Origin of the sequence: Chryseobacterium sp. SIMBA_028 (assembly GCF_046535285.1) — a bacterium.
Classification (GTDB): Bacteria; Bacteroidota; Bacteroidia; order Flavobacteriales; family Weeksellaceae; genus Chryseobacterium.
Genome location: NZ_JAWRWZ010000849.1, coordinates 1 through 234, shown reverse-complemented (window position 1 = coordinate 234; position 234 = coordinate 1). Strand labels below are relative to the sequence as shown.

General features: G+C 56.0%; 1 protein-coding gene. It reads right to left on the bottom strand.

Annotated features, from left to right (window positions below; all coding sequences use genetic code 11):
* Nucleotides 1-41: 41 nt before the first annotated feature.
* A partial coding sequence (locus SCA31_RS25590) for a hypothetical protein (RefSeq protein WP_410699727.1) occupies nucleotides 42-234 on the bottom strand: 193 nt, incomplete at its 5' end.

Here is a 234-nt window from a genome sequence, read left to right as displayed (position 1 = left end):
AGCGCGTCATCAACGACCTCGATATCGTCCAGTAACCGGGATCAGATCCAGCCGATCAGCCGTTCCGCCCTGTCGATCTTCAAGATCCGGTCCTGCGGAATGTCGCCTTCGGCGGCTTCGTGCTTCGGCACATCGGCAATCATCTTGAAAAGACTGCGAATGACGCCGCCATGCGTCACGCAAACTGTTGGTTTATCAACGGAATTTAGCCAGGACGCAATCCGCCACGACATG